Source organism: Halobaculum halobium (assembly GCF_030127145.1).
In the GTDB taxonomy this organism is placed as follows: Archaea; Halobacteriota; Halobacteria; order Halobacteriales; family Haloferacaceae; genus Halobaculum; species Halobaculum halobium.
In genome coordinates this window covers 488404-509406 of sequence record NZ_CP126158.1, presented here as the reverse complement: position 1 = coordinate 509406, position 21003 = coordinate 488404, and the positions used below count along the sequence as shown (strand labels likewise).

Here is a 21003-nt window from a genome sequence, read left to right as displayed (position 1 = left end):
GTGGTGTGATCGGGTCGGCCACCCTCTGACACCAGTTTTCGTGTGCTTTCCACAGGACGGTGTGGGGGAGGGGTGAATCGCGAGGCCTTCGCGTATAATATATGGCTATCGATCCTAGCTAGAAGAAGAAGAAGCAAACGAGTCTTCCGGCAGTATTCGACAGTCTCGTCCGCCGAGTCATCTCTAGATTGTAACCATACGCCTTCGTTTATATACAACCTCGCTGCGAGGTGGCGACCCTCGAATCCGCGCTTACACCCACTCGACCCGAGCACTCGAAATACGGTGTGAGGGAGTCCTCTGGGAAGGCGACCGAATCCGTCGCCGAGACAGGGCGTCCTCCTGGGCCCGAATTCGACAGACCCGCACGTGACGGCTGAATACGGCAGATCGGGTCGAGGCACTCGCTCGACGACCGAGCCGGGGCAGTAAGCACACGAAATCCGGTGTGACGCTCACCGATCGGTGACTGTCCGGCGTCGCTCCCCGAGCGCCGAAGCAAAAGCACTCGAAAACCGGTGTGTGTCCGTGACCAACAGGTGGTCGAATCGCGGCGTTCGCGACGGGCCTGTGCAGCCGGGACTGCCAGTTGAGCGGTTTTACCGCTGTCGCCGCTTTCGTATCCGCCTCCTCTTCTCTAACTGCGCGTCCCGTCACTGGCTGTGATTTTCACCAAATGTAACTCCGCGCACGCTGTACGTCACGGACGCCGAAGCACTCGAAAACCGGTGCTATCCCCGGCGTATGCTGGCGGAACACTCGCAGTCACCCGCAGTCACTCGCAGAGCACTCGCAACCCCCCGGTCGAACACTCGAAAGCACGCGAAAGCACTCGAACTTCCACAGCCTTATCACTCGGGTGGCCGCAGAGAGTGGTGCGACATGGGGTCTAGTTCGATATTTGAAGACGACGTGGAGATAATCCGGAACGCGGATCTCTTCACAGAGGAGCACACGCCGGCGGAGATCCTCTGCCGTGACGACGTGATGCAGGACTACGTGAACGCCCTGAAACCCGTGTACAAGGGCAGACCGCCGAGAAACGCCTTCCTCTACGGCGACACCGGGGTCGGGAAGACCGCGGCGACCAAGTACCTGCTTCAGGAACTCGACGCCGACATCGACTCGCGCAACGCCGACGCCCCCGGCGACGAGCGGGGCTTCACCTACGTGCGCGTCAACTGTCAGAATCTCGCACCCGCCGACGGAACCGCATCCTCGTATCAAGTCGCCATCGCGCTGGTGAACGAGCTGCGCGACGGCGAGACGGTCTCGTCGACGGGGTACGCCGCGCGTGAGGTGTACGAGATGCTGTACGACGAACTCGACGCCATCGGCGGCACCGTCCTCATCGTACTCGACGAAGTTGACCGCGTCGGCGAATCCGACACGCTACTGTACGACCTCCCGCGTGCGCGCGACATCGGCTACGTGGAGAACACGCGCATCGGTCTCATCGGGATCTCGAACGACTACACGTTCCGCTCGAACCTCTCGCCGAAGGTCCGAGACACGCTGTGTGAAACGGAGATCAAGTTCCCCGCCTACACGGCCGAGGAACTGGAGGAGATCATCGAGGCCCGCGCCGAACGCGCACTTCACCCGGACACGTACGGCAAAGAGGTGCTCTCGTTGTGTGCCGCACTCGCGGTTCGCAATTCCTCGGGCAGCGCTCGCCGCGCGATGGACCTGCTCAAGCAGGCGGCCGAACAGGCCGAGAACGAGGGACACGTTCCCATCGAACCGGACGACGTCTATGCGGCGAAAGAGGAACTCGACTACGGGGACATGGTCGAGTCGGTCGCCGACCAGGACCAACACAAGCAGCTCATTCTCTCTGCGGTCTCGCGCCTCGACGCCGACGGTCGAACGCCCGTGCGCACGAAGGCGATCCACGCCGCCTACCGCCGGCTTGCACAGGCCGCCGGCGACGACCCCCTGAGTCAGCGGGGGATGTACAACCACCTCACCCGACTCGACATGCTGGGATTTCTCCACTCCTATCAGAACAACGAGGGCCTCCGCGGCGGTCAGTACAACACGTATGAACTGTCCGAGGCGCTCACCGTTGCGCAGGTGCGCGACGCCATCGACGAGTCCGAACTCCCCCTCGACGGGGTCTCGCTCGACATCGAACGCATCCTCCGCGACGCCGGCTTGATCGATACCTGAGGGAACTCGTCTCACAGCGCCGACCCATACGGCGTCGATCCGACCCCACACAATCGCTTCCCGTCGGTCCTCAAGTTTTGGTTTCGGACTACTGTCTCCTGCTAGCTCGGGCACGCTATCTCCACCCGGTGATTCCGCCTCCACTCCCGTATCGACCTCCGCCCGACCCAACTCGATCCGGTCCGGCCTGACTGGACATGCTCTCGCCTACTCCATCCGAACTCGACTTCACCTCATCCACACCTGACCTCGCCTCACCCGCACCTGACCCCGCGATACCACATCCGACCTCACATACCGCCCGCAACAACACCGCTTTTCGAGTGCTCTCCGGTACACAGTTGCACCGTTAGCACCCAAACGTTCGGGCGCTCGACAGCTGAGTCGGCTCTGTCGCGTTCGGCCGGGTCGGTTGTGACAGCACGCGGACGGTGAGGGACTCGACGTGGGTGCTGTGAGTCGCGTTCCATCGCGCACACAGTCCCAGGGCGAACTGCCGACGGAGTTCGTCGTCGCCGCTCCACCGGACTACCTCCAAGTACTTCCGCCAGCGTGCGCTGGGATAGGCACCCCACTGCCGGTCCGATCGGTTCATTTCCGGATCGCCGCCGTGGATCACGTTCACTCGTTCGCCGGAGTCGAGGGTGCCGACCGCGACGTACCACACGTCCTCGGTCGGCGGTGACGGGGCGAACATGTCCCAACGCGTCTCCTCTGGACTAATTTCGACTACCTCCGTCGACGGCGCCTCCACGTATCCCAACGCGGCGGCGTTCCAGACGACGACGATGATCAACAGCGCCGTCGCGAGTCCTCTTCCGGCGCCTTTGGCGGCTGCCAGGACTCCCTTGTCGCCGACGAGAGCGACGATCCGATTGGTTCGCTGTTCCCCCACGGCAACCACCCGTCGCAATGGAGATCGACTTGTCCCCGATAGCGCCCTGCCGGCCCGAATGAGACACGCCCGAACACCCGTACCGACTCCGCGCGCCCGTCGAGCTATCACGTTCCACGGCCTTTCGACGGAGTCCCACGCAGCGGGGGGGAGATACGGGAGCAACGCGGCGAGACTGACCAGCGGGAACAGTCCGACGCCGAGCGTGATTGACATTCCCGCGTGCGCGGACGCGAACGCGATGACGACGATCGTCCGGAAGTGACCGGTCGCGAGCACGAGCAGCGGCGAGCAGCACAACAGCGCAACCCACGCGATACCGAGTCCGGTGAGGACGTTCGGGTACCCGGCGAGTTGCTCTCCAAGGCCCACGGTCAACGACTCGATGCTGAACACCATCCGCACGGCTCGGCCGCTCGGCCAGGCGTCTCCCCGCAGCTTGATCACCGCGTTGACCACGTAGAGAACGATTGGCTGGAGCAACAATCCCACCGCCGCCGGATGCCGGCACCGTCCCCGGTCTCGTAGTGCTAGCCCGGAGCCGAGCGGGAGAAAGAGGCTCCACAGGAGCGTCCGCCGAAGCAGTGAGTCGCCACCGTTCAACACGAGCGGGTTCCGTGCGTGAAGCGAGACGAGCAGGAGTAGCGAACAGATCGCCGCCGCCTTGGTTCGGTACCCGAACAGGAGCGCGAGCGCGGCGACGCCGGCAGCCACGAACAGGAGTGCGACCCACCACACCTCTCCGAACACGGCGTGAATCGAGAGGTTCGCCGTGAGTGGATATCGAGCGACCAGCGCCGACCGTGGAAGCGCACCAGTGTCCGTGTAGAAGAACGCCAACGAACGTGCGCGCAAGAGGAGATCTGCGAGCAACAGGGCCCCCAATGCGGCTCTGAGCGCGACGAGCGCTCGGCGGTCGACGGACAGCCGACGCGCCAGCGCCGGCCGTACCGCGCCGGCGGCGCGCGTGAAGTACGGGCGGAGGGCCACGAGGGCGAATTCCAATCACCGATTTGAATAGTTTGTGACGATCGCGGCCGGCGGCGTTCAGGGGCCCGAATCGCCACCCGTGAGAGGTGTACCCACGTGGTGCCGTACCTCGCCGACCGCGAGACGACGGGCTTATACGTACCACTGCCATTCGATGTGATGTGAAGCGCGCCGCGGTCGGCGCGGCGACACGTGATGAGGATTCCGCCCCTGCGGTCCGCCGCAAGACGGTATCTGATGTGAGCCTCGATAGTACGGTGACATCTGGTCGGTTCCACGATGTCGCCACGATATGACCCGCCACCCCCTCCCCTTACGGGGAGGAACATTCCGGTTGATCCTGCCGGAGGTCATTGCTATCGGAGTCCGATTTAGCCATGCTAGTCGCACGGGGTTAGACCCGTGGCGGAAAGCTCAGTAACACGTGGCCAATCTGCCCTACAGATCGCGATATCCTCGGGAAACTGAGGTCAATAGCGAATACGGTCCCATGCTTTGAACAGCCGGGACCGGAAACGCTCCGGCGCTGTAGGATGAGGCTGCGGCCGATTAGGTAGACGGTGGGGTAACGGCCCACCGTGCCAATAATCGGTACGGGTTGTGAGAGCAAGAACCCGGAGACGGAATCTGAGACAAGATTCCGGGCCCTACGGGGCGCAGCAGGCGCGAAACCTTTACACTGCACGACAGTGCGATAGGGGGACTCCGAGTGCGGAGGCATAGTGCCTTCGCTTTTGTGCACCCTAAGGCGGTGCACGAATAAGAGCTGGGCAAGACCGGTGCCAGCCGCCGCGGTAACACCGGCAGCTCGAGTGATGACCGATTTTATTGGGCCTAAAGCGTTCGTAGCCGGCCGGGCAAGTTCGTCGGGAAATCTACCAGCTCAACTGGTAGGCGTCCGGCGAAAACTGCACGGCTTGGGACAGGGAGACTCAAGGGGTACGTCCGGGGTAGGAGTGAAATCCTGTAATCCTGGACGGACCACCGATGGCGAAAGCACCTTGAGAGAACTGATCCGACGGTCAGGGACGAAAGCTGGGGTCTCGAACCGGATTAGATACCCGGGTAGTCCCAGCTGTAAACGATGTTCGCTAGGTGCGACGCAGACTACGCGTCTGTGTTGTGCCGTAGGGAAGCCGAGAAGCGAACCGCCTGGGAAGTACGTCCGCAAGGATGAAACTTAAAGGAATTGGCGGGGGAGCACTACAACCGGAGGAGCCTGCGGTTTAATTGGACTCAACGCCGGACATCTCACCAGCCCCGACTGTTCGAATGAAGCTCAGTGTGATGAGCTTAGCAGACGATCAGAGAGGAGGTGCATGGCCGCCGTCAGCTCGTACCGTGAGGCGTCCTGTTAAGTCAGGCAACGAGCGAGACCCGCATCCTTAATTGCCAGCAAGACCCTTGAGGTCGTTGGGTACATTAGGGAGACTGCCGCCGCCAAGGCGGAGGAAGGAACGGGCAACGGTAGGTCAGTATGCCCCGAATGGGCTGGGCTACACGCGGGCTACAATGGTCAGGACAATGGGTTCCTACTCCGAAAGGAGACGGTAATCTCAGAAACCTGGTCGTAGTTCGGATTGTGGGCTGAAACTCGCCCACATGAAGCTGGATTCGGTAGTAATCGCGTGTCACAAGCGCGCGGTGAATACGTCCCTGCTCCTTGCACACACCGCCCGTCAAAGCACCCGAGTGAGGTCCGGATGAGGCCTGGGTTGCCAGGTCGAATCTGGGCTTCGCAAGGGGGCTTAAGTCGTAACAAGGTAGCCGTAGGGGAATCTGCGGCTGGATCACCTCCACAGAACGGGACCAGGCCGACGCGCCTGGCCCACCTTAGCGGTCTTCGTGGCACTCGTGGTTGCGACCAGACACCTACGAACTATCGGGGCTCACTTTCAGACCTCGTTGGTACCTCGACAGGGTTCGATTCCCTGTAGGTCACTCTCGTACCGCGATTCGAATCGTGCCCCTTAAGTGTGGCACGAGGAGATGAACTGGTACACACGATCGATGCACCATTCCGCGAGAGCGGGAATGGGAAGGGTTGAGCACGCTCGCGTGACACCCACGTGACGTGCGATGACGACCGTATGTACGTGCAATCCAGACGTCCACTGGACCCGTTCACCGGGTCACAGTGTACCATCAGTCAACTGGCTACTGTGCCAGCTGGTGAATGGCTCGGCTCGAGAGCCGACGACGGACGTGCCAAGCTGCGATAAGCCGTAGGGAGCCGCATGGAGGCGAAGAACTACGGATCTCCGAATGGGAATCCCTCTCACAATTGCCTTGCGCAATAGGGAACGCTCCGAATTGAAACATCTCAGTAGGAGCAGGAAGAAAAATCAAACCGAGATGTCGTTACTAACGGCGAGTGAACGCGACACAGTCCAAACCGAAGCCCTCACGGGCAATGTGGTGTTCGGGCTGATACCAAACAGATACAGTCGACGAGAAGTCTCCTGGAACGGAGCACGATACAGGGCGACAGTCCCGTATCGTCGACCGTCTCTGTGGATCAGTTCCCAGAGTAGCGGGGGTTGGATATCCCTCGTGAATATCTCAGGCATCGACTGAGAAGACTAAACACTCCTCGAGACCGATAGCGAACAAGTAGCGTGAGCGAACGCTGAAAAGCACCCCGAGAAGGGCGGTGCAATAGGGCCTGAAATCAGTTGGCGATTGAGCGACGGGGCTTGAAAGGCCCCACTCAGAATGACCGAGGCGCGAGCCTCCAGTAAGACGAGTGGGGAGCCGAAGTTCCGTCGTGCGTTTTGAAAAACGAACCAGGGAGTGTACTTCTCCGGCGAGTCTAACACGAGTATCGTGGAAGGCACAGGGAAACCGACATGGCCGCAGTCTTACGACGAGGGCCGCCGTGTTCAAGCGCGGGGAGTCGAAGAGGTACGACCCGAAACCGAGTGATCTACTCCGAGGCAGGATGAAGCGTGCCGAAAGGCACGTGGAGGTCCGTTAGCGTTGGTGTCCTACAATACCCTCGCGTGATCTTGGAGTAGGGGTGAAAGGCCCATCGAACTCGGCAACAGCTGGTTCCGACCGAAACATGTCGAAGCATGACCTCTCCTGAGGTAGTTCGTGCGGTAGAGCCACCGATTGAGAGACCCGCCTCCGAGAGGAGTCGGCCTCTCTGTCGAACTCCGAACGTACGAACGCTGTCGACGGAGGGAGTCCGGTGTCCCGGGGTAAGCTTGGGCACCGTGAGGGGAACAACCCAGAGTTAGGTTAATGACCCAAAATGTGGATTAAGTGTAATCCTCTGAAGGTAGTCTTGAGCCCTAAACAGCCGGGAGGTGAGCTTAGAAGCAGCTACCCGCTAAGAAAAGCGTAACAGCTTACCGGCCGAGGTTCAAGGCGCCCAAAATGAACGGGACTCAAATCCACTTCTGATACCTAACCGCCCTCTTCACCGAGGGATCGTGTAGGTCGGCGTACTGTGCGGATGGAAGCACGGGCTAGAGCTCGTGTGGACCGCTCAGTAACGACAATCCTGGTCACAGTAGCAGCGATATTCGGGTGCGAACCCCGAAGGCCTGAAGAGTAAGAGTTCCTCGGCACTGCCAATCAGCCGAGGGTTAGCCGATCCTAAGTCCGACCGCAATTCGAACCGGACAAACGGGAAACTGGTTAATATTCCAGTGCTACCACGCACTGAAAGTCGACGCTTTGGAAACGATCGAGCCGGGCTTTCGCCCGGTTGAATCAGGGAACCCCGTGGAAGCCGTAACGGCACGAAGCGAGAGAAGCCTGAGACAACGCAAGTCGATCCTATCTAGAGCCCGTGAAAAGACGAGCGTGGTACTCGTATCGAGATCCGACACAGGTACTCTGGCAGAGCAAGCCAAGGCCGACGGGAACAACCGACGTTAGGGAATTCGGCAAGTTAGTCCCGTACGTTCGCAATAAGGGATGCCTGCCTTTCACGAGGCAGGTCGCAGTGACTCGGTGGCTCCGACTGTCTAGTAACAACACAGGTGACCGCAAATCCGCAAGGACTCGTACGGTCACTGAATCCTGCCCAGTGCAGGTATCTGAACACCTCGTACAAGAGGACGAAGGACCTGTCAACGGCGGGGGTAACTATGACCCTCTTAAGGTAGCGTAGTACCTTGTCGCTTCAGTAGCGACTCGCATGAATGGATCAACGAGAGCCACACTGTCCCAACGTTGGGCCCGGTGAACTGTACGTTCCAGTGCGGAGTCTGGAGACCCCCAAGGGGAAGCGAAGACCCTATAGAGCTTTACTGCAGGCTGTCGCTGAGACGTGGCCGCTAACGTGCAGGATAGGTAGGAGTCGCTACACAGGTACCCGCGCTAGCGGGCCACCGAGACATCACTGAAATACTACCCGTTAGTGGCTGCGACTCTCACTCCGGGAGGAGGACACCGGTAGCCGGGCAGTTTGACTGGGGCGGTACGCGCTCGAAAAGATATCGAGCGCGCCCCAAGATTTCCTCACGCGGGACAGGAACCCGCGGAAGAGCGCAAGAGCACAAGGAAGTCTGACAGTGTCATTCCAAGCGAGTGACGCTGACGCGAAAGCGTGGTCTAGCGAACGGATCAAGGGCCTCAATGGCCCGGATTTACGACAGAAAAGCTACCTTAGGGATAACAGAGTCGTCACGCGCAAGAGCACATATCGACCGCGTGGCTTGCTACCTCGATGTCGGTTCCCTCCATCCTGCCCGTGCAGAAGCGGGCAAGGGTGAGGTTGTTCGCCTATTAAAGGAGGTCGTGAGCTGGGTTTAGACCGTCGTGAGACAGGTCGGCTGCTATCTATTGGGGGTGTTACGGTACTTGACGGGAACGGTCGTATAGTACGAGAGGAACTACGACTGGTTGCCACTGGTGTATCGGTTGTCCGAGAGGGCAGCTGCCGAGAAGCTACGCAACACGGGGTAAGAGCTGAACGCATCTAAGCTCGAAACCCACCTGGAAAAGAAGTACCACCGAGGTCACTCGTAGAAGACGAGTTCGATAGACTCGGGGTGTACGCGTCGAGGCAACGAGACGTTCAGCCCGCGAGCACTAACAGACCAAGCCACACTCATATGCACTGGGACCCGTGAACGGGTCCAGGCGTTACCTGGATTGCACGTACATATCGGCCACAGACCGACGCAGGCACCTACATCGGATCATTCCCGATGGTCGGCCTTCGGGCGGCCACAGCGGCGGGGCACCACCCGTACCCATCCCGAACACGGAAGTTAAGCCCGCCAGCGTTCCGGCAAGTCCTGGAGTGCGAGAGCCTCTGGAAACACCGGTTCGCCGCCCACCACTCATACACAATCCACGCCCACCAGCGCACGCGCGCGCTGGTGGGCGTTTTTCATACTATCCCACCCTCCACAGTCCTCCCCACCCCTCTCTCAGTTCACCTGTTCGTTTTCTCTCTCAGTACTCACCTCCTAGATCGAAGAGTGGCTACGCCGGTCTGCCCAGCGGTTCACGTCCGGTTCGTCCACAGTCGAGACCGCCGACTCAGAGTATCAGCGTGGCGATTGTGAGGACGAGGAAGACGATCACGAGCCACTTCGCGATGGTCATACTCACTCCGGCGACACCGCGAGCTCCGAGCACGGCCGCAATGATCGCCAACACGAAGAACACGACTGCGTACTGGAGAAACTCACCGCTGAAGAACTGAAGCGGCGCACCAATCGACAGCGACCCAACCTCGGCGACCGCGGCTGTGATGACCATGGGTGTATTCATCCTCACGGTCCGGTCGGATTGTTACGTTGCACGTACGAATTGCGTCCGCAGCAGTGGACGCCGGCTGCTACACAGCAAGAACGTGCGTTATCGAGACCGGTGCCTGCGTTCGTGGCAGAAAGCCCCGACTACCTGTTAGACGAAGGACAAAAATGCTCCGGCAGGGATTTGAACCCTGGTCATTGCCGTGAGAGGGCAATATGATTGGCCGGACTACACCACCGGAGCGCGGTGATGCACTCTCTGAGTGCAACTCAGCGTATGCCTGTGAACTGTAAAACGGTGTCGGTTCGCCCTCGCCGTGTGTGGGTTTGGCGCGCTGGCGAGTGGTCTAAGCGGCGTTCTCGACGGCCTCCGCGATTCCGTCGGCCCACGCCAACAGGCGTTCGTCTTCATCGAAGCCCGCAGCTACCTGCACGCCGACCGGCAGGCCGTCCACGTCGCCGGCGGGAACACCGACGGTCGGGAGTCCGGCGTGAGTCCACGGGAGGTTCAGTACCGGGTCTCCGGTGTCGCCAATCCCCTCGGGTGCGGGTCCGGGAGCCGCCGGCGCGATCCACGCGTCGATGTCCCGGTCCGCTGCGGTCGACGCCAGCGAGTCGCACAGCGCGTCCCGACCGCGGCGACCGCGGACCAGCGCCGAGACGGGGGTGTCTCGGCCGTCCTGAATCAGCTCGCTGGTCGCCTCGGCGTAGCGGTCGGGGTAGCGGTCGTACCACTCGCCGTGTGCGAGCGCGGCCTCGGCAGCGACGAGGGTGTTGTGGCGGTCGTTCACTTCGTCGATCTCGGGGATCGCTTCGACGCGGACGAGGTCGTATCCGGCGTCCGCGAGCGCGTCGAGGGCCCGTTCGAACGCCTCGCGCCCCACGTCGGACGCCTGGTCGAGATACGAACCGTTCGGGACGCCGAGTGTCACGTGGTCAGCCGACCCTGTCGGACGCTCGCCGTTCCAGCCATCGAGGAGGATAGACGCCGCGAGCGTCGTCCCGGCAACGTCGCGCGTGAAGGTTCCGACGTGGTCGACGGACTCCGACAGGGGGATCACCCCGTCGGTCGGGATACGGCCCCGAGTCGGTTTGAACCCGACGACGCCGCAGAACGCCGCGGGCCGGATGACCGACCCGACGGTCTGTGTTCCGAGCGCGAGCGGCGCGGTCCCGCTCGCGACCGCGGCGGCCGAGCCGCTGGAGGAGCCTCCCGGCGTGTGGGCGAGATCGTGTGGGTTTCGCGTCGGCGCCGGGGCGAAGTACGCGAACTCGGTCGTGTGCGTCTTTCCCGCCACGATCGCGCCCGCCGCGCGGAGCCGGCGAACCGCGGTCGCCTCCGTCCCAGCAAGGGCACCCGGAGGCAGCTCCGACCCGGCACGGGTGGCCAGCCCGTCGACGTGGAAGATGTCTTTCACTCCCACGGGAACGCCGAACAGCGGCGGTCGCTCCGGAACGCTATCGGCGGCGGTCGCGGGTTCGGCGTTGGATCGAGGATACCGCTCGCGGAGCGCATCGGCTTCGGCGGTCAGCCACGAGCGGGGCTTTCCACCGTCGACCCAGGCGCGGATGTCCGGATCCCGTTCGTCGATCCGGTCTCGAAGGGTCCTCGCGTACGCGGTCACGTCCCGTTCCCCGGCTCGCAGCGCACCGGCGAGGGGTGCAAGCGCCTCACCGGATCGATCTCCGTTCATACGGACCGGTTCCGGCGGCCCGGTAGTAGTTCTTCGGAGGCGACACCGCCGGCAGTCACGCCCAGCGGGGCCGCGAAAGCGACGTGTCGATAGAACCCGATCAGGTCCGCTTCGAACGCGCCTCGCGCACGTCCGCACCGTCTCGAAGCTTGTCCTCGCAGTTCGGGCACACCCGAACCGTCTCCCGTTCGCCGGGCGCGAACACCCGAACGTAGCGTTCGGTCACGAATCCGCCACAGTTTGCACACTCCGGCATCGAACGGACCCAATCGCTTGATCGCTAAAAAGCCACCCCAGAATCGGCCCCGCTCATCCGCGGAAGGTCGGATTCCGGCGCACGGTCGTCGTTCACACGGCCGATTCTCGTCAGACGACGCGGTCGCCGTCGGCGAACACCGCGGCGGGGTCCTGCCACGCGTCGGCGTCGACGGCGGGGTTGTCGTCGAGGACGACAAGGTCTGCCCGGTAGTCCTCGTCGACGAGGCCGACGTCGTCGAGACCGCACAGTTCGGCGGCAGTGACGGTCGCGGCCTCCAGGGCCGCCTCTGGGCTCAGTCCGTACTCGACCATGAACGCCAGCTCGTCGGCGATACTGTCGAAGTGGTTGAACGGGGTGCCCGCGTCAGTTCCCATCGCGATGTCGACGCCCGCGGCCTCGGCGTGGTCGAACGAGGTGGCAAACGCTTCGCTGGCTTCGACGGCCTTGTCCATGGCCGACTCCGGGATCCCCGCGTCGGGGTTCTCGACGATGTTCTTGAGGGCGGCCGCGGTCGGTACCCAGTACGTCCCTTCGGTCGCCATCGCTTCGGCCGCCTCCCGGTCCATGAACGTGCCGTGCTCGATGCTCGTGATGCCGGCGTCGACGGCGTTGAGCAGGCCCTCCTTCCCGTGGGCGTGTGCGGCCGTCGGGACGCCCTTCGCGCTCGCGGCGTCGACGAGCGCCTCCAGCTCTTCGGCGGTGAGCTCCGGCGCGCCGGTCTGGGCACCCTCCGTGAGCACGCCGCCGGTCGCCATGCACTTGATCACGTCCGCGCCGCGCTTGAGCTGTTCTCGGGCGGCCCTGCGGACTTCGTCCGGGCCGTCGGCCTCGCGGCCGAACCAGTGGCCGTGCCCGCCGGTCATCACGACGTTCTGTCCGCACGCGAGTACGCGCGGGCCGACGAGTCGCCCCTCCGCGACCGCCCGACCGGCGTCGAGCGCGAGCGTTCCCGAGGCGCCGAGGTCGCGGACGGTTGTGACGCCCGCTTCCACGGCCTTCTGGAGGTTCGCAGCGGCGATGTACGCGTGGTCGAAGTCGCTCTCGTCTTCGGCGGTCGCGACGTCGGGGCGGCCGTCCATCATCAGGTGGACGTGCGAGTCGATCAGGCCGGGGGCGACGAACTGCCCGCTCACATCGGTCTCTGAGTCGCCGCGGCCGACGTCGCCGACGGCGATAATCTCCCCGTCCGCGATCGCGACGTCCGCCTCCCGCGTGCCGTCGCTGTCGACGACTGTCCCGTTCTTGAGTACGTGCATACCCTGGCTGCGTCCGGGAAGGGCCTAAATCCGAGGGTCGCGGCGGTCGAAGGAGGCGGAGCGAGCGGAGACCGATCCCAAGGTGGACCGGCGGGTGTAGGAATGTGGACGCGTGAAAACTCTGAACGCGGTCGGCCGCTGTCGGCCGTTCAGGCCTCGAAGTCGATGGTGCTGATCGTCTCGACGTTGCCCTCCACGTCCGTGTTGTACTGGAGGAACGCATACGTGACGGCCGTCATGTCGCCGTTCTCGTCGAAGTCGACCGACGATGAGGCGCCTTGGTAGTACACGTCGTCGCCGTTCGCGACGGCCCGCAGCCCCTCGGCGAGGTTCCCGGGCGTGACCTCCATCCCGTCGTTGGGGTTGGCCACCGCGCGCATCTCCTCTTTGATCACGTCGCCGTCGTTCTCGCCCGCCTTGACGTTCGCGAGCAGGGAGACGGCGGAGGCGTCGTACGCGTGGGCGTTGAACACGCCGGGAGCGCGGTCGTACTCGTCCTCGTACAGCGAGGCGAACTCCGCTTGGCCGGGACCGGTCGCCTGCGGCGTCGTGGCGAACACGTTCGCCATGTCGTTGCCGACCTCGTCGGGGAGCGTCGGGTCGACGAGCCCGTCGGTCACCAGCACGTCCGTGTCGTTGTTGTAGTTCGCGTAGAAGTCGCGGAAGATCTGGATCCCGGATGCCGGGTAGCCGATGACGACGAGCATGCTCGGCGAGTCGTTCATCGCCGTCGACAGCGGCGAGGTGTAGCTGGACTGCTCCTGCTCGAACGCGACCGACTCCTGGACCGACCCGGAGTAGTTGTCCTGGAACGCCTGGGAGAACGAGTCGGCCAGCGCCTGCCCGTAGTCGTTGTTGACGTACAGGATCGAGGCGCTGGAGTTCCCGAGCTCGTTGTCGGCCACCTGCGCCATCACCTGTCCCTGCAGCGCGTCCGAGGGCGCCGTCCGGAAGATCAGGTCGTCGTCGTCGAGCGTCGTCACGTTGGGCGACGTCGAAGACGGCGAACACCCGATCATCCCGTTGGGGATGAACACCTCGCGGGTGACCTGGAGATTCACTCCCGAGGAGGCCGGCCCACACACGGTCGGGTAGCCGGCGTTCGCAAGGCCGTTTGCCGCCTGGATACCGGCCTGCGGGTCAGTCTGCGTGTCCTCGACAGTCTGGTCGAACTCGACGGGCATGTCACCGGCGGCACGGAGCTGCTTCACCGGGAGCGTCCCGCCGTCGCGGATCGGACCGCCGAGCGACGCGAGGTCGCCCGTGAGCGGCATCAGCACCGAGTGCATCACGGTGCGCATCGACCCGGAGTCGTCGGACGCCTCCGTCGTCTCCCCCTCGGCTTCGGTGTCCTCGTCGTCACCGCCGCCACCGCCGCCGCCGTTCTCGCCGCCTGAGTCGTTCTGGGTGATACATCCCGCGAGTCCGACGACGCCTGCCGTACCGGCGCCCTTCAGGACGTCACGGCGATCGATATTGCGTGCCATGTGAGAGCTAATGCCGTAGCTCGTTATAAACTTGACCGAACGTGGACGGTTCACACGGTCGTTCGACGGGAGGCCCACGGACCGACACGCCCAAGCCGACGCGCGGGGGAGGATCGGTGAATGACGTACCCCTCGTTCGTCGTCGGTATCGCCGGGGGGACCGGCGCCGGAAAGACGACGGTCTCCCGGTTGATCACCCAGCGCGTAACCGACTCGGTGACCCGCATCCCGCTCGACAACTACTACCGAGACCTCTCGCACCTCGACCTCGAGGAGCGGGCGGAGGTGAACTACGATCACCCGGACGCGTTCGAGTGGGCGCTCCTCCGCGAGCACCTCGAAACGCTGCTGTCGGGGACCAGCGTCGAAATGCCGCAGTACGACTTCGAGATCCACAACCGCAAGGAGGAGACCGAGACCGTCGAGCCGACCGACGTCATCGTGGTCGAGGGAATCCTCGCGCTGTACGACGAGGAGATCAACGACATGCTTGACCTGCGCTTGTACGTCGAGACGGACGCTGACGTGCGCATCCTCCGCCGCATCGAGCGCGACGTGGTCGACCGCGGCCGCGACCTCGAGGGCGTGATCGACCAGTACCTCTCGACGGTGAAGCCGATGCACGAGCAGTTTATCGAGCCGAGCAAGAAGCACGCCGACCTGATCATCCCCGAGGGGGCCAACCGCATGGCGATCAATCTGCTGGAGGAGAAGCTTCAGAACGAGGTGGAGGGCGAGGGGACCCGCACGTGGGAGCGCGAGGACTTCGAACGCGAGATCGGCGGACGGACGCGCTGAACGCAACGGACGTCTCGACGCGGATCCAGGTGGATCGGTGTCGATCGAGACGACCGCTCCGAGATCCGACGCACGGACGCTCCGCTCGGACCACGGACCAGTCGGAACGACCAACGACCGAGCAGCTAGTAGACTGTGATCTGAGTGTGCTGCGATCTCACCCGCGCGTGCGGGTGAACGCGTCAGCGCCCTCGTAGGTCCAGTAGTCGTTGTCGCGCATCGTCTTGCCGACGGCCTTGTGGAAGGCGACGATGTCCTCGAACTCGGTGTCGTCGTCGATGTGCTGGAAAATGTCCTCGACCGAGACGACGGTGTCCGCATCGAGCCGGACGGGGTGGTCGCTGAACTCCTCGCGGTAGTCCCCCGCGCGAAGCGGGAAGTCCTCCTCCTCGTCGACCTTCTTCACCAGCACCGCGTGTCCGTACTTTCGGCGCCCCTCGCTGCCCTGTTCGCCGTCGGGGTCGTGGGGCCAGTCGTGCGCACTCATTACACGGCGATTGTCGCGGGGGGCGATTAGTCGTTTCGTTCCCCGCACCGCTCGGACCGCTTCCCGTGCCGACACGAGCCGATCCCACGGCGGTCCGTGCCGGCACCGACGCGTACATGACGTCGGAGCAGCCTCGTTCGCGTGTGAACCGGAACGACAGATCCATCGTCGGGCTCACGATGCTGGCCCACGGGATGGTCCACACCTACGAGCTGTCGATCCCGATCTTCATCCCCATCTGGCTGGCGCAGTTCGACGTGGTCGCGCTGGGCCCGGTCGAGGTCGCGGTCACCTCCGCGACGCTCGGCCTGCTGGTGACGGTCGGGTACGGCCTCTTCGGCCTGGGAGCGCTCCCGGGCGGCGTGCTCGTCGACCGCGTGGGATCGAGACGTCTCATCACCGCCTGCCTCGTCGGGATGGCGGCCGCCTTCGTTTTACTCGGGGCCGCGCCCGGACTCGTGGCGATCACCCTCGCCATGGTCGTGTGGGGCGTCTCCGCGTCCGTGTACCACCCCGCCGGGCTCGCCCTGCTCTCGAAGGGGGTCGAGGAACGCGGAACCGGCTTCGCGTACCACGGTATCGCTGGCAACCTCGGTATCGGCCTCGGGCCGCTGGTGACGACGCTCCTGCTGCTGTTCCTCGACTGGCAGACGGTCGCGGCGATCCTCGCGGCACCCGCGCTGCTTGCGGCGCTGTACGCCGTCCGCGCGAGCTTCGACGAGACGGCGGCCGTCGAGGCCGCGACCGACGGCGGCGACGACGCTGCCGGAGGCGACTCGAAGGCCGACGCGGGCGTCGACTCGCTCTCGGAGTTCATCACCGAGTCGCGGGTGCTGTTCACGGGGAGCTTCGCGCTCGTGTTCCTCGTCGTGATGATGTCCGGGCTGTACTACCGCGGCGTGCTCACGTTCATGCCTGAGCTTCTCGATGATCTCCCGGGCTTCGCGCCGGTCGTCGTCGGCTCGCTGCTGCCGGGCGGCCTCACGGACGTCCTCGGTGACCTCGCGTCGCGTGAGGTGTCGCCCGCGAACTACGTCTACTCCGGCCTGTTGATGATCGGCGTCGTCGGCCAGTACGTCGGCGGGAAGCTCACCGACCGGATCCCCGTCGAGCGCGGCATCGCGCTCAGCTTCGGGCTGCTGGGCGTGCTCGCGTTACTGTTCCTCCCGGTCGCGAACCTCGGATTCGGTCCGTTCCTCGTCTTCGGCGCGGTACTGGGCGCCACGCTGTTCGTCGTGCAGCCGTTCTACCAGGCGACGGTCGCCGAATACACGCCCGCCGGGACGCGCGGGCTCTCGTACGGCTACACCTATCTGGGCGTCTTCGGCGTCGGTGCGCTCGGCGGTGCCGTCGCCGGAACCGTCCTGACGTACGCGAACCCGCCGACGCTGTTCGCGGTGCTCGCGGGCATCGCCTTCGTCGCGTCGGCGACGGGGCTGATCCTGTCGCGTCGGTAGACGGGGCGTGCGAGCGCGGGCGTCACGACTGACCGTTCGACGGCGTCGCGTCCGACCGTCCGGCGGCGACGCGTCCCGCAACGCCCAAACACCCGCCCCGACTACCCGGATCCAATCAGATGGACCCGAAAACCGAAATGACGAGCGTCGACCTCGCGGCCCTCGCCGGGGAGCTCTCCCGGTACGAGGGGGCGAAGGTGGACAAGGTCTACCTCTACGGCGACGACCTCGTCCGCTTCAAGCTCCGCGACTACGACCGCGGGCGGGTCGAGCTCCTCGTCGAGACGGGGGATGTGAAACGGTGTCACATCGCCGATCCCGCGAACGTCCCCGACGCGCCCGGCCGTCCGCCGGAGTTCGCGAAGACGCTCCGCTCGCGGCTTGCGGGCGGCGAACTCGCCGGCGTCGAGCAGTACGAGTTCGATCGTATCCTCTCGTTCGACTTCGAGCGCCCCGACGAGAACACGTGCGTCGTGGCCGAGCTGTTCGGCGAGGGCAACGTCGCCGTGCTCGACGAGACCGGGGAGGTACAACGCAGCCTCGAAACCGTCCGCTTGAAGTCGCGCACGGTCGCGCCGGGCAGCCAGTACGAGTACCCGCAGTCGCGGATCAACCCCTTCGACGTGCGCTACGAGGTGCTCGAGGCCCGGATGGAGGACTCCGACACCGATGTGGTGCGCACGCTCGCGACCCAGCTCAACATGGGCGGCCTCTACGCCGAGGAGTTCTGCACCCGCGCTGGCGTCGAGAAGACGCTCGACATCGCCGACGCCGGCGAGGAGCAGTACCGGGCGGTATACGACGCGATCCAGCGGATGGGCGAGCGCCTCCGCTCCGGGGATCTCGACCCCCGCGTCTACCTGGAGGACGACGCCGTCGTCGACGTGACGCCGTTCCCTCTCGAGGAGCGCGAGGGGAGGGAGTCGGAGGCGTACGACGACTTCAACGCCGCGCTGGACGCGTACTTCCACCGGCTCGATCTCACCGAGGACGAGGAGGTCGACGACTCCCCCGACTTCGAGGCGGAGATCGCGAAGAAGCAACGCATCATCGACCAGCAGGAGGGCGCGATCGACGACTTCGACGAGCGGGCGGCCGCCGAGCGCGAGAAGGCCGAGGCCGTGTACGCCCACTACGACCTCGTCGCCGACGTGCTCTCGACGATCCAGGCCGCCCGCGAGGCGGGACGGGGCTGGGAGGAGATCGACGAGACGTTCCTCGAGGGCGCCGACCGCGGGATCCCCGAAGCCGAGGCGGTCCGCGGCGTCGACGGCTCCGAGGGAACCGTCGCCGTCGACCTCGACGGGACGGTCGTCACCCTGCGGGCCGACACCGGACCCGAAAAGAACGCCGACCGGCTGTACAAGGAGGCCAAGCGCATCGAGGAGAAGAAGGAGGGCGCGCTCGCGGCCATCGAGAACACCCGCGAGGAGCTTGCAGCGGTCAAGGAGCGAAAGGCCGAATGGAAGGCCGCCGACGGCGACCCCGAGGCCGAGGCGGACGCCGAGGAGGAGACCGACGAACAGCAGGACGTCGACTGGCTCTCGCGACCGTCGATCCCGGTACGGCAGCGGGACAACTGGTACGACCGATTCCGCTGGTTCGAGACGAGCGACGACTTCCTCGTGATCGGCGGGCGCAACGCCGACCAGAACGAGGAACTCGTCAAGAACTACATGGAGGGCCGAGACCTGTTCTGTCACGCGCAGGCCCACGGCGGTCCGGTCACCATCATCAAGGCCACCGATCCCTCGGAGGCCGCCCGAGACGTGACCATCCCCGAGCAGTCCCGACGGGAGGCCGCGCAGTTCGCCGTCTCCTACTCGTCCGTCTGGAAGGACGGCCGCGGCGCCGGCGACGCGTACGTCGTCACGCCCGACCAGGTGTCGAAGACGCCCGAGTCGGGAGAGTACATCGAGAAGGGCGGGTTCGTCATCCGCGGCGAGCGCGACTACTACCGCGACATGCCCGCCGAGGTCGCCGTCGGCGTTCAGGTGGAGCCGGAGACGCGGGTCGTCGGCGGCCCGCCGAGCGCGGTCGAAGCGCGCGCGGAGACGACGATTCGCCTCACGCCGGGCCGGTTCGCCCAGAACGACGCGGCGATGAAGTGCTACCGCCTCCTCAAGGACCGGTTCGCAGACCAGGGGTTCGTCCGCAAGGTCGCCTCCGCCGACCGGGTTCAAGAGTTCCTCCCGCCGGGCGAGAGCGACGTACACGAGGCGTAATCCGTGCTCCGGGAGGCGCTGCGGTACCCCCTGGGTCCCGCTGACGCCCGCGGCGCGACCGCGGAGGCGCTCGCCACCGGCGGCGGGTTGCATCTCTTCGCCGCGCTCGTCGCGCCCCTGTGGCCGCTCAGCGTGTTCTCGCTGGTGTCGTGGGTGTTGCTCGTCGGCTATCTCGTCCGGGTGCTCGGCGCGGCCGGCGACGCCGCTGACCCCGCCACGCGCCCGACCTTTCGGCGGCCGTTGGCCCTCCTTCGAGACGGACTCGTCGGGAGCGCACTCTCGGTCGCCGTGTTGCTCGTTCCCGTCGCCGTGCTGCTCGTCACTGTCGGCGGCGCCGTCTCGGGAGCGGCCGGGGGCGGCCCCGTGGACCCGACGACGCCGCTGGGCTACGGCGTGACGCTCGTCGGCGGAACCGTGAGCCTGCTGCTCGCGGTCGGTGTCGCGTACCCGCTGCCGGCGATCCTCGCCGAGTACGGCCGCGCGGACCCGGACGCCGGGGTTCGCGCGCGCGTCGGCGAGGCGGTCTCGTTCGGGTCGCTTCGCCGGACGGTCACCTCCGGGCGGTACTTCTACGCGTGGACAGTCGGGGCGATACTGCTTGCGTTCGGGGCGGCGCTGACCGGCGCCGGCGCCAGGCCCATCCGACTCGTCGGCTTCTTCGGGCTGTTCTACCTGGAGGTCGCCGCCGCCGCCGCGTGGAGTCGTGGAGTCGGCGCCGTCGGCGGAAGCGGCGGGAGTCGTGGGGTCGGTGGAAACCGTTAACCACGCCGCTGGTGACCGTCCGGTATGTTGGAAGACGCGCTCGGGTATCCCCTGCGAACCGACGACCGCGTCGCCACGCTGATCATCGGCGGCGCGCTGATCGTCGCGGGCGTGTTCGTGCTGCCGGCGTTCGTGTTGCAGGGGTATCTGGTTCGCGTGTTGCGCTCGGCGGCGAACGGGGAACGCGAGGCGCCGTCGTTCACTGACTGGGGGGAGCTGTTCGTCGACGGCCTGAAGCTGCTCGTCGTGCAGGTGGCCTACGGCGTCGTGATCGCGGTCCCGATCGTCGCGGCGCTCGTCTCCCTCTTGCTCGGCGGTATCACGGGAAGCGACGCCGGGATCGCAGCGTTTGGAACCGTCAGTCTCCTGCTCCTGCTGACCGCGACGCTGGTGTCGATCCTCGTCGCGTACGTCCTGCCGGCGGCGATGACCAACTTCGCGGTCGCGGGCGAGTTGGGCGCCGCGTTCGACGTCGAGGCGCTGCGCGAGGCGACCCTCTCCGGGCGGTACCTCGTGGGCGTCCTCTTCGGCGTCGTGCTCGGGATCGTGATCGGCAGCGTCGCGAGTCCCTTCGCGCTGATCCTGATCGGGGTCCCGGCGGTGTTCTACGGGCAAGTCGTCTCCTACTACTGCTTCGGGCGCGGATTCGCCGAGGCGACCGACGCGGCGTCCGAGGGCGACGCGGGCGGGGACGCGGACGCAGCCGTCGAGTTCGAATCGGACCAGCCGCGGACGGTCCGGTGAGAGACGCCCGGGACGGCCACCGACGATCCGGTGGCGTCCAGCGTCTCGGAGGGCCTT

The 21003-nt window shown here is 64.9% G+C and carries 13 protein-coding genes, 1 tRNA gene and 3 rRNA genes; 9 read left to right on the top strand and 8 right to left on the bottom strand.

The window, feature by feature from the left end; all coding sequences use genetic code 11:
* Positions 1-882: 882 nt before the first annotated feature.
* Entirely contained in the window at positions 883-2172 is a 1290-nt protein-coding gene (locus P0Y41_RS02735; protein WP_284062464.1) for a Cdc6/Cdc18 family protein, read from the top strand.
* 349 nt (positions 2173-2521) lie between these two features.
* Here P0Y41_RS02735 and P0Y41_RS02730 read toward each other — a convergent pair whose 3' ends face one another.
* Positions 2522-4057, bottom strand: coding sequence for an HTTM domain-containing protein (locus P0Y41_RS02730; RefSeq protein ID WP_284062463.1), 1536 nt, complete (start codon positions 4055-4057; stop codon positions 2522-2524).
* Positions 4058-4384: 327 nt separating this feature from the next.
* Between P0Y41_RS02730 and P0Y41_RS02725 the strand changes: the two genes are divergently transcribed.
* From P0Y41_RS02725 to rrf, 3 genes are all read left to right on the top strand, one after another.
* Positions 4385-5856 (top strand): 16S ribosomal RNA (locus tag P0Y41_RS02725).
* 349 nt (positions 5857-6205) lie between these two features.
* A 23S ribosomal RNA gene (locus P0Y41_RS02720) occupies positions 6206-9125 on the top strand.
* A gap of 108 nt (positions 9126-9233) precedes the next feature.
* Positions 9234-9355, top strand: a 5S ribosomal RNA gene (rrf, locus tag P0Y41_RS02715).
* Together the 16S, 23S and 5S rRNA genes form the textbook arrangement of a ribosomal RNA operon.
* A 204-nt stretch (positions 9356-9559) precedes the next feature.
* Here rrf and P0Y41_RS02710 read toward each other — a convergent pair.
* The 6 genes from P0Y41_RS02710 to P0Y41_RS02685 form a co-directional block, all read right to left on the bottom strand.
* Positions 9560-9781, bottom strand: coding sequence for a DUF1328 domain-containing protein (locus tag P0Y41_RS02710; protein WP_284062462.1), 222 nt, complete (start codon positions 9779-9781; stop codon positions 9560-9562).
* Between the two features lie 165 nt (positions 9782-9946).
* Positions 9947-10021: transfer RNA gene (locus P0Y41_RS02705), tRNA-Glu, on the bottom strand.
* Positions 10022-10124: 103 nt separating this feature from the next.
* Entirely contained in the window at positions 10125-11471 is a 1347-nt protein-coding gene (locus tag P0Y41_RS02700) for an amidase (protein ID WP_284062461.1), read from the bottom strand.
* A gap of 100 nt (positions 11472-11571) precedes the next feature.
* Complete coding sequence (locus P0Y41_RS02695; protein WP_284062460.1) at positions 11572-11727, bottom strand: DUF7563 family protein; 156 nt, start codon at positions 11725-11727, stop codon at positions 11572-11574.
* Between the two features lie 110 nt (positions 11728-11837).
* On the bottom strand, positions 11838-12986 hold the full coding sequence (locus tag P0Y41_RS02690; RefSeq protein ID WP_284062459.1) for a metal-dependent hydrolase family protein: 1149 nt from the start codon (positions 12984-12986) through the stop codon (positions 11838-11840).
* Between the two features lie 149 nt (positions 12987-13135).
* The gene (locus tag P0Y41_RS02685) at positions 13136-14473 is read right to left on the bottom strand and encodes an ABC transporter substrate-binding protein (RefSeq protein WP_284062458.1); all 1338 of its coding nucleotides are present in this window, start codon (positions 14471-14473) and stop codon (positions 13136-13138) included.
* Between the two features lie 120 nt (positions 14474-14593).
* On the opposite strand from P0Y41_RS02685, the gene udk reads away from it, so the two are divergent.
* Complete coding sequence (udk, locus tag P0Y41_RS02680; RefSeq protein WP_284062457.1) at positions 14594-15271, top strand: uridine kinase; 678 nt, start codon at positions 14594-14596, stop codon at positions 15269-15271.
* A gap of 157 nt (positions 15272-15428) precedes the next feature.
* On the opposite strand, the gene P0Y41_RS02675 is transcribed toward udk, so the two are convergent.
* The gene (locus P0Y41_RS02675; protein WP_284062456.1) at positions 15429-15758 is read right to left on the bottom strand and encodes a DUF5785 family protein; all 330 of its coding nucleotides are present in this window, start codon (positions 15756-15758) and stop codon (positions 15429-15431) included.
* Between the two features lie 116 nt (positions 15759-15874).
* On the opposite strand from P0Y41_RS02675, the gene P0Y41_RS02670 reads away from it, so the two are divergent.
* From P0Y41_RS02670 to P0Y41_RS02655, 4 genes are all read left to right on the top strand, one after another.
* Entirely contained in the window at positions 15875-17215 is a 1341-nt protein-coding gene (locus tag P0Y41_RS02670; RefSeq protein WP_284063326.1) for an MFS transporter, read from the top strand.
* A gap of 119 nt (positions 17216-17334) precedes the next feature.
* Complete coding sequence (rqcH, locus tag P0Y41_RS02665; RefSeq protein ID WP_284062455.1) at positions 17335-19440, top strand: ribosome rescue protein RqcH; 2106 nt, start codon at positions 17335-17337, stop codon at positions 19438-19440.
* Positions 19441-19443: 3 nt separating this feature from the next.
* Positions 19444-20202, top strand: coding sequence for a DUF4013 domain-containing protein (locus P0Y41_RS02660; RefSeq protein ID WP_284062454.1), 759 nt, complete (start codon positions 19444-19446; stop codon positions 20200-20202).
* 24 nt (positions 20203-20226) lie between these two features.
* The gene (locus tag P0Y41_RS02655; RefSeq protein ID WP_284062453.1) at positions 20227-20946 is read left to right on the top strand and encodes a DUF4013 domain-containing protein; all 720 of its coding nucleotides are present in this window, start codon (positions 20227-20229) and stop codon (positions 20944-20946) included.
* Positions 20947-21003: the final 57 nt, after the last annotated feature.

Bases quoted from the DNA above. Each gene is read 5' to 3' on its own strand.
- P0Y41_RS02735 (WP_284062464.1), top strand. From the start codon at position 883: ATGGGGTCTAGTTCGATATTTGAAGACGACGTGGAGATAATCCGGAAC.
- P0Y41_RS02710 (WP_284062462.1), bottom strand. From the start codon at position 9,781: ATGGTCATCACAGCCGCGGTCGCCGAGGTTGGGTCGCTGTCGATTGGT.
- P0Y41_RS02700 (WP_284062461.1), bottom strand. From the start codon at position 11,471: ATGAACGGAGATCGATCCGGTGAGGCGCTTGCACCCCTCGCCGGTGCG.
- P0Y41_RS02695 (WP_284062460.1), bottom strand. From the start codon at position 11,727: ATGCCGGAGTGTGCAAACTGTGGCGGATTCGTGACCGAACGCTACGTT.
- P0Y41_RS02690 (WP_284062459.1), bottom strand. From the start codon at position 12,986: ATGCACGTACTCAAGAACGGGACAGTCGTCGACAGCGACGGCACGCGG.
- P0Y41_RS02685 (WP_284062458.1), bottom strand. From the start codon at position 14,473: ATGGCACGCAATATCGATCGCCGTGACGTCCTGAAGGGCGCCGGTACG.
- udk (WP_284062457.1), top strand. From the start codon at position 14,594: ATGACGTACCCCTCGTTCGTCGTCGGTATCGCCGGGGGGACCGGCGCC.
- P0Y41_RS02675 (WP_284062456.1), bottom strand. From the start codon at position 15,758: ATGAGTGCGCACGACTGGCCCCACGACCCCGACGGCGAACAGGGCAGC.
- P0Y41_RS02670 (WP_284063326.1), top strand. From the start codon at position 15,875: ATGACGTCGGAGCAGCCTCGTTCGCGTGTGAACCGGAACGACAGATCC.
- rqcH (WP_284062455.1), top strand. From the start codon at position 17,335: ATGGACCCGAAAACCGAAATGACGAGCGTCGACCTCGCGGCCCTCGCC.
- P0Y41_RS02655 (WP_284062453.1), top strand. From the start codon at position 20,227: ATGTTGGAAGACGCGCTCGGGTATCCCCTGCGAACCGACGACCGCGTC.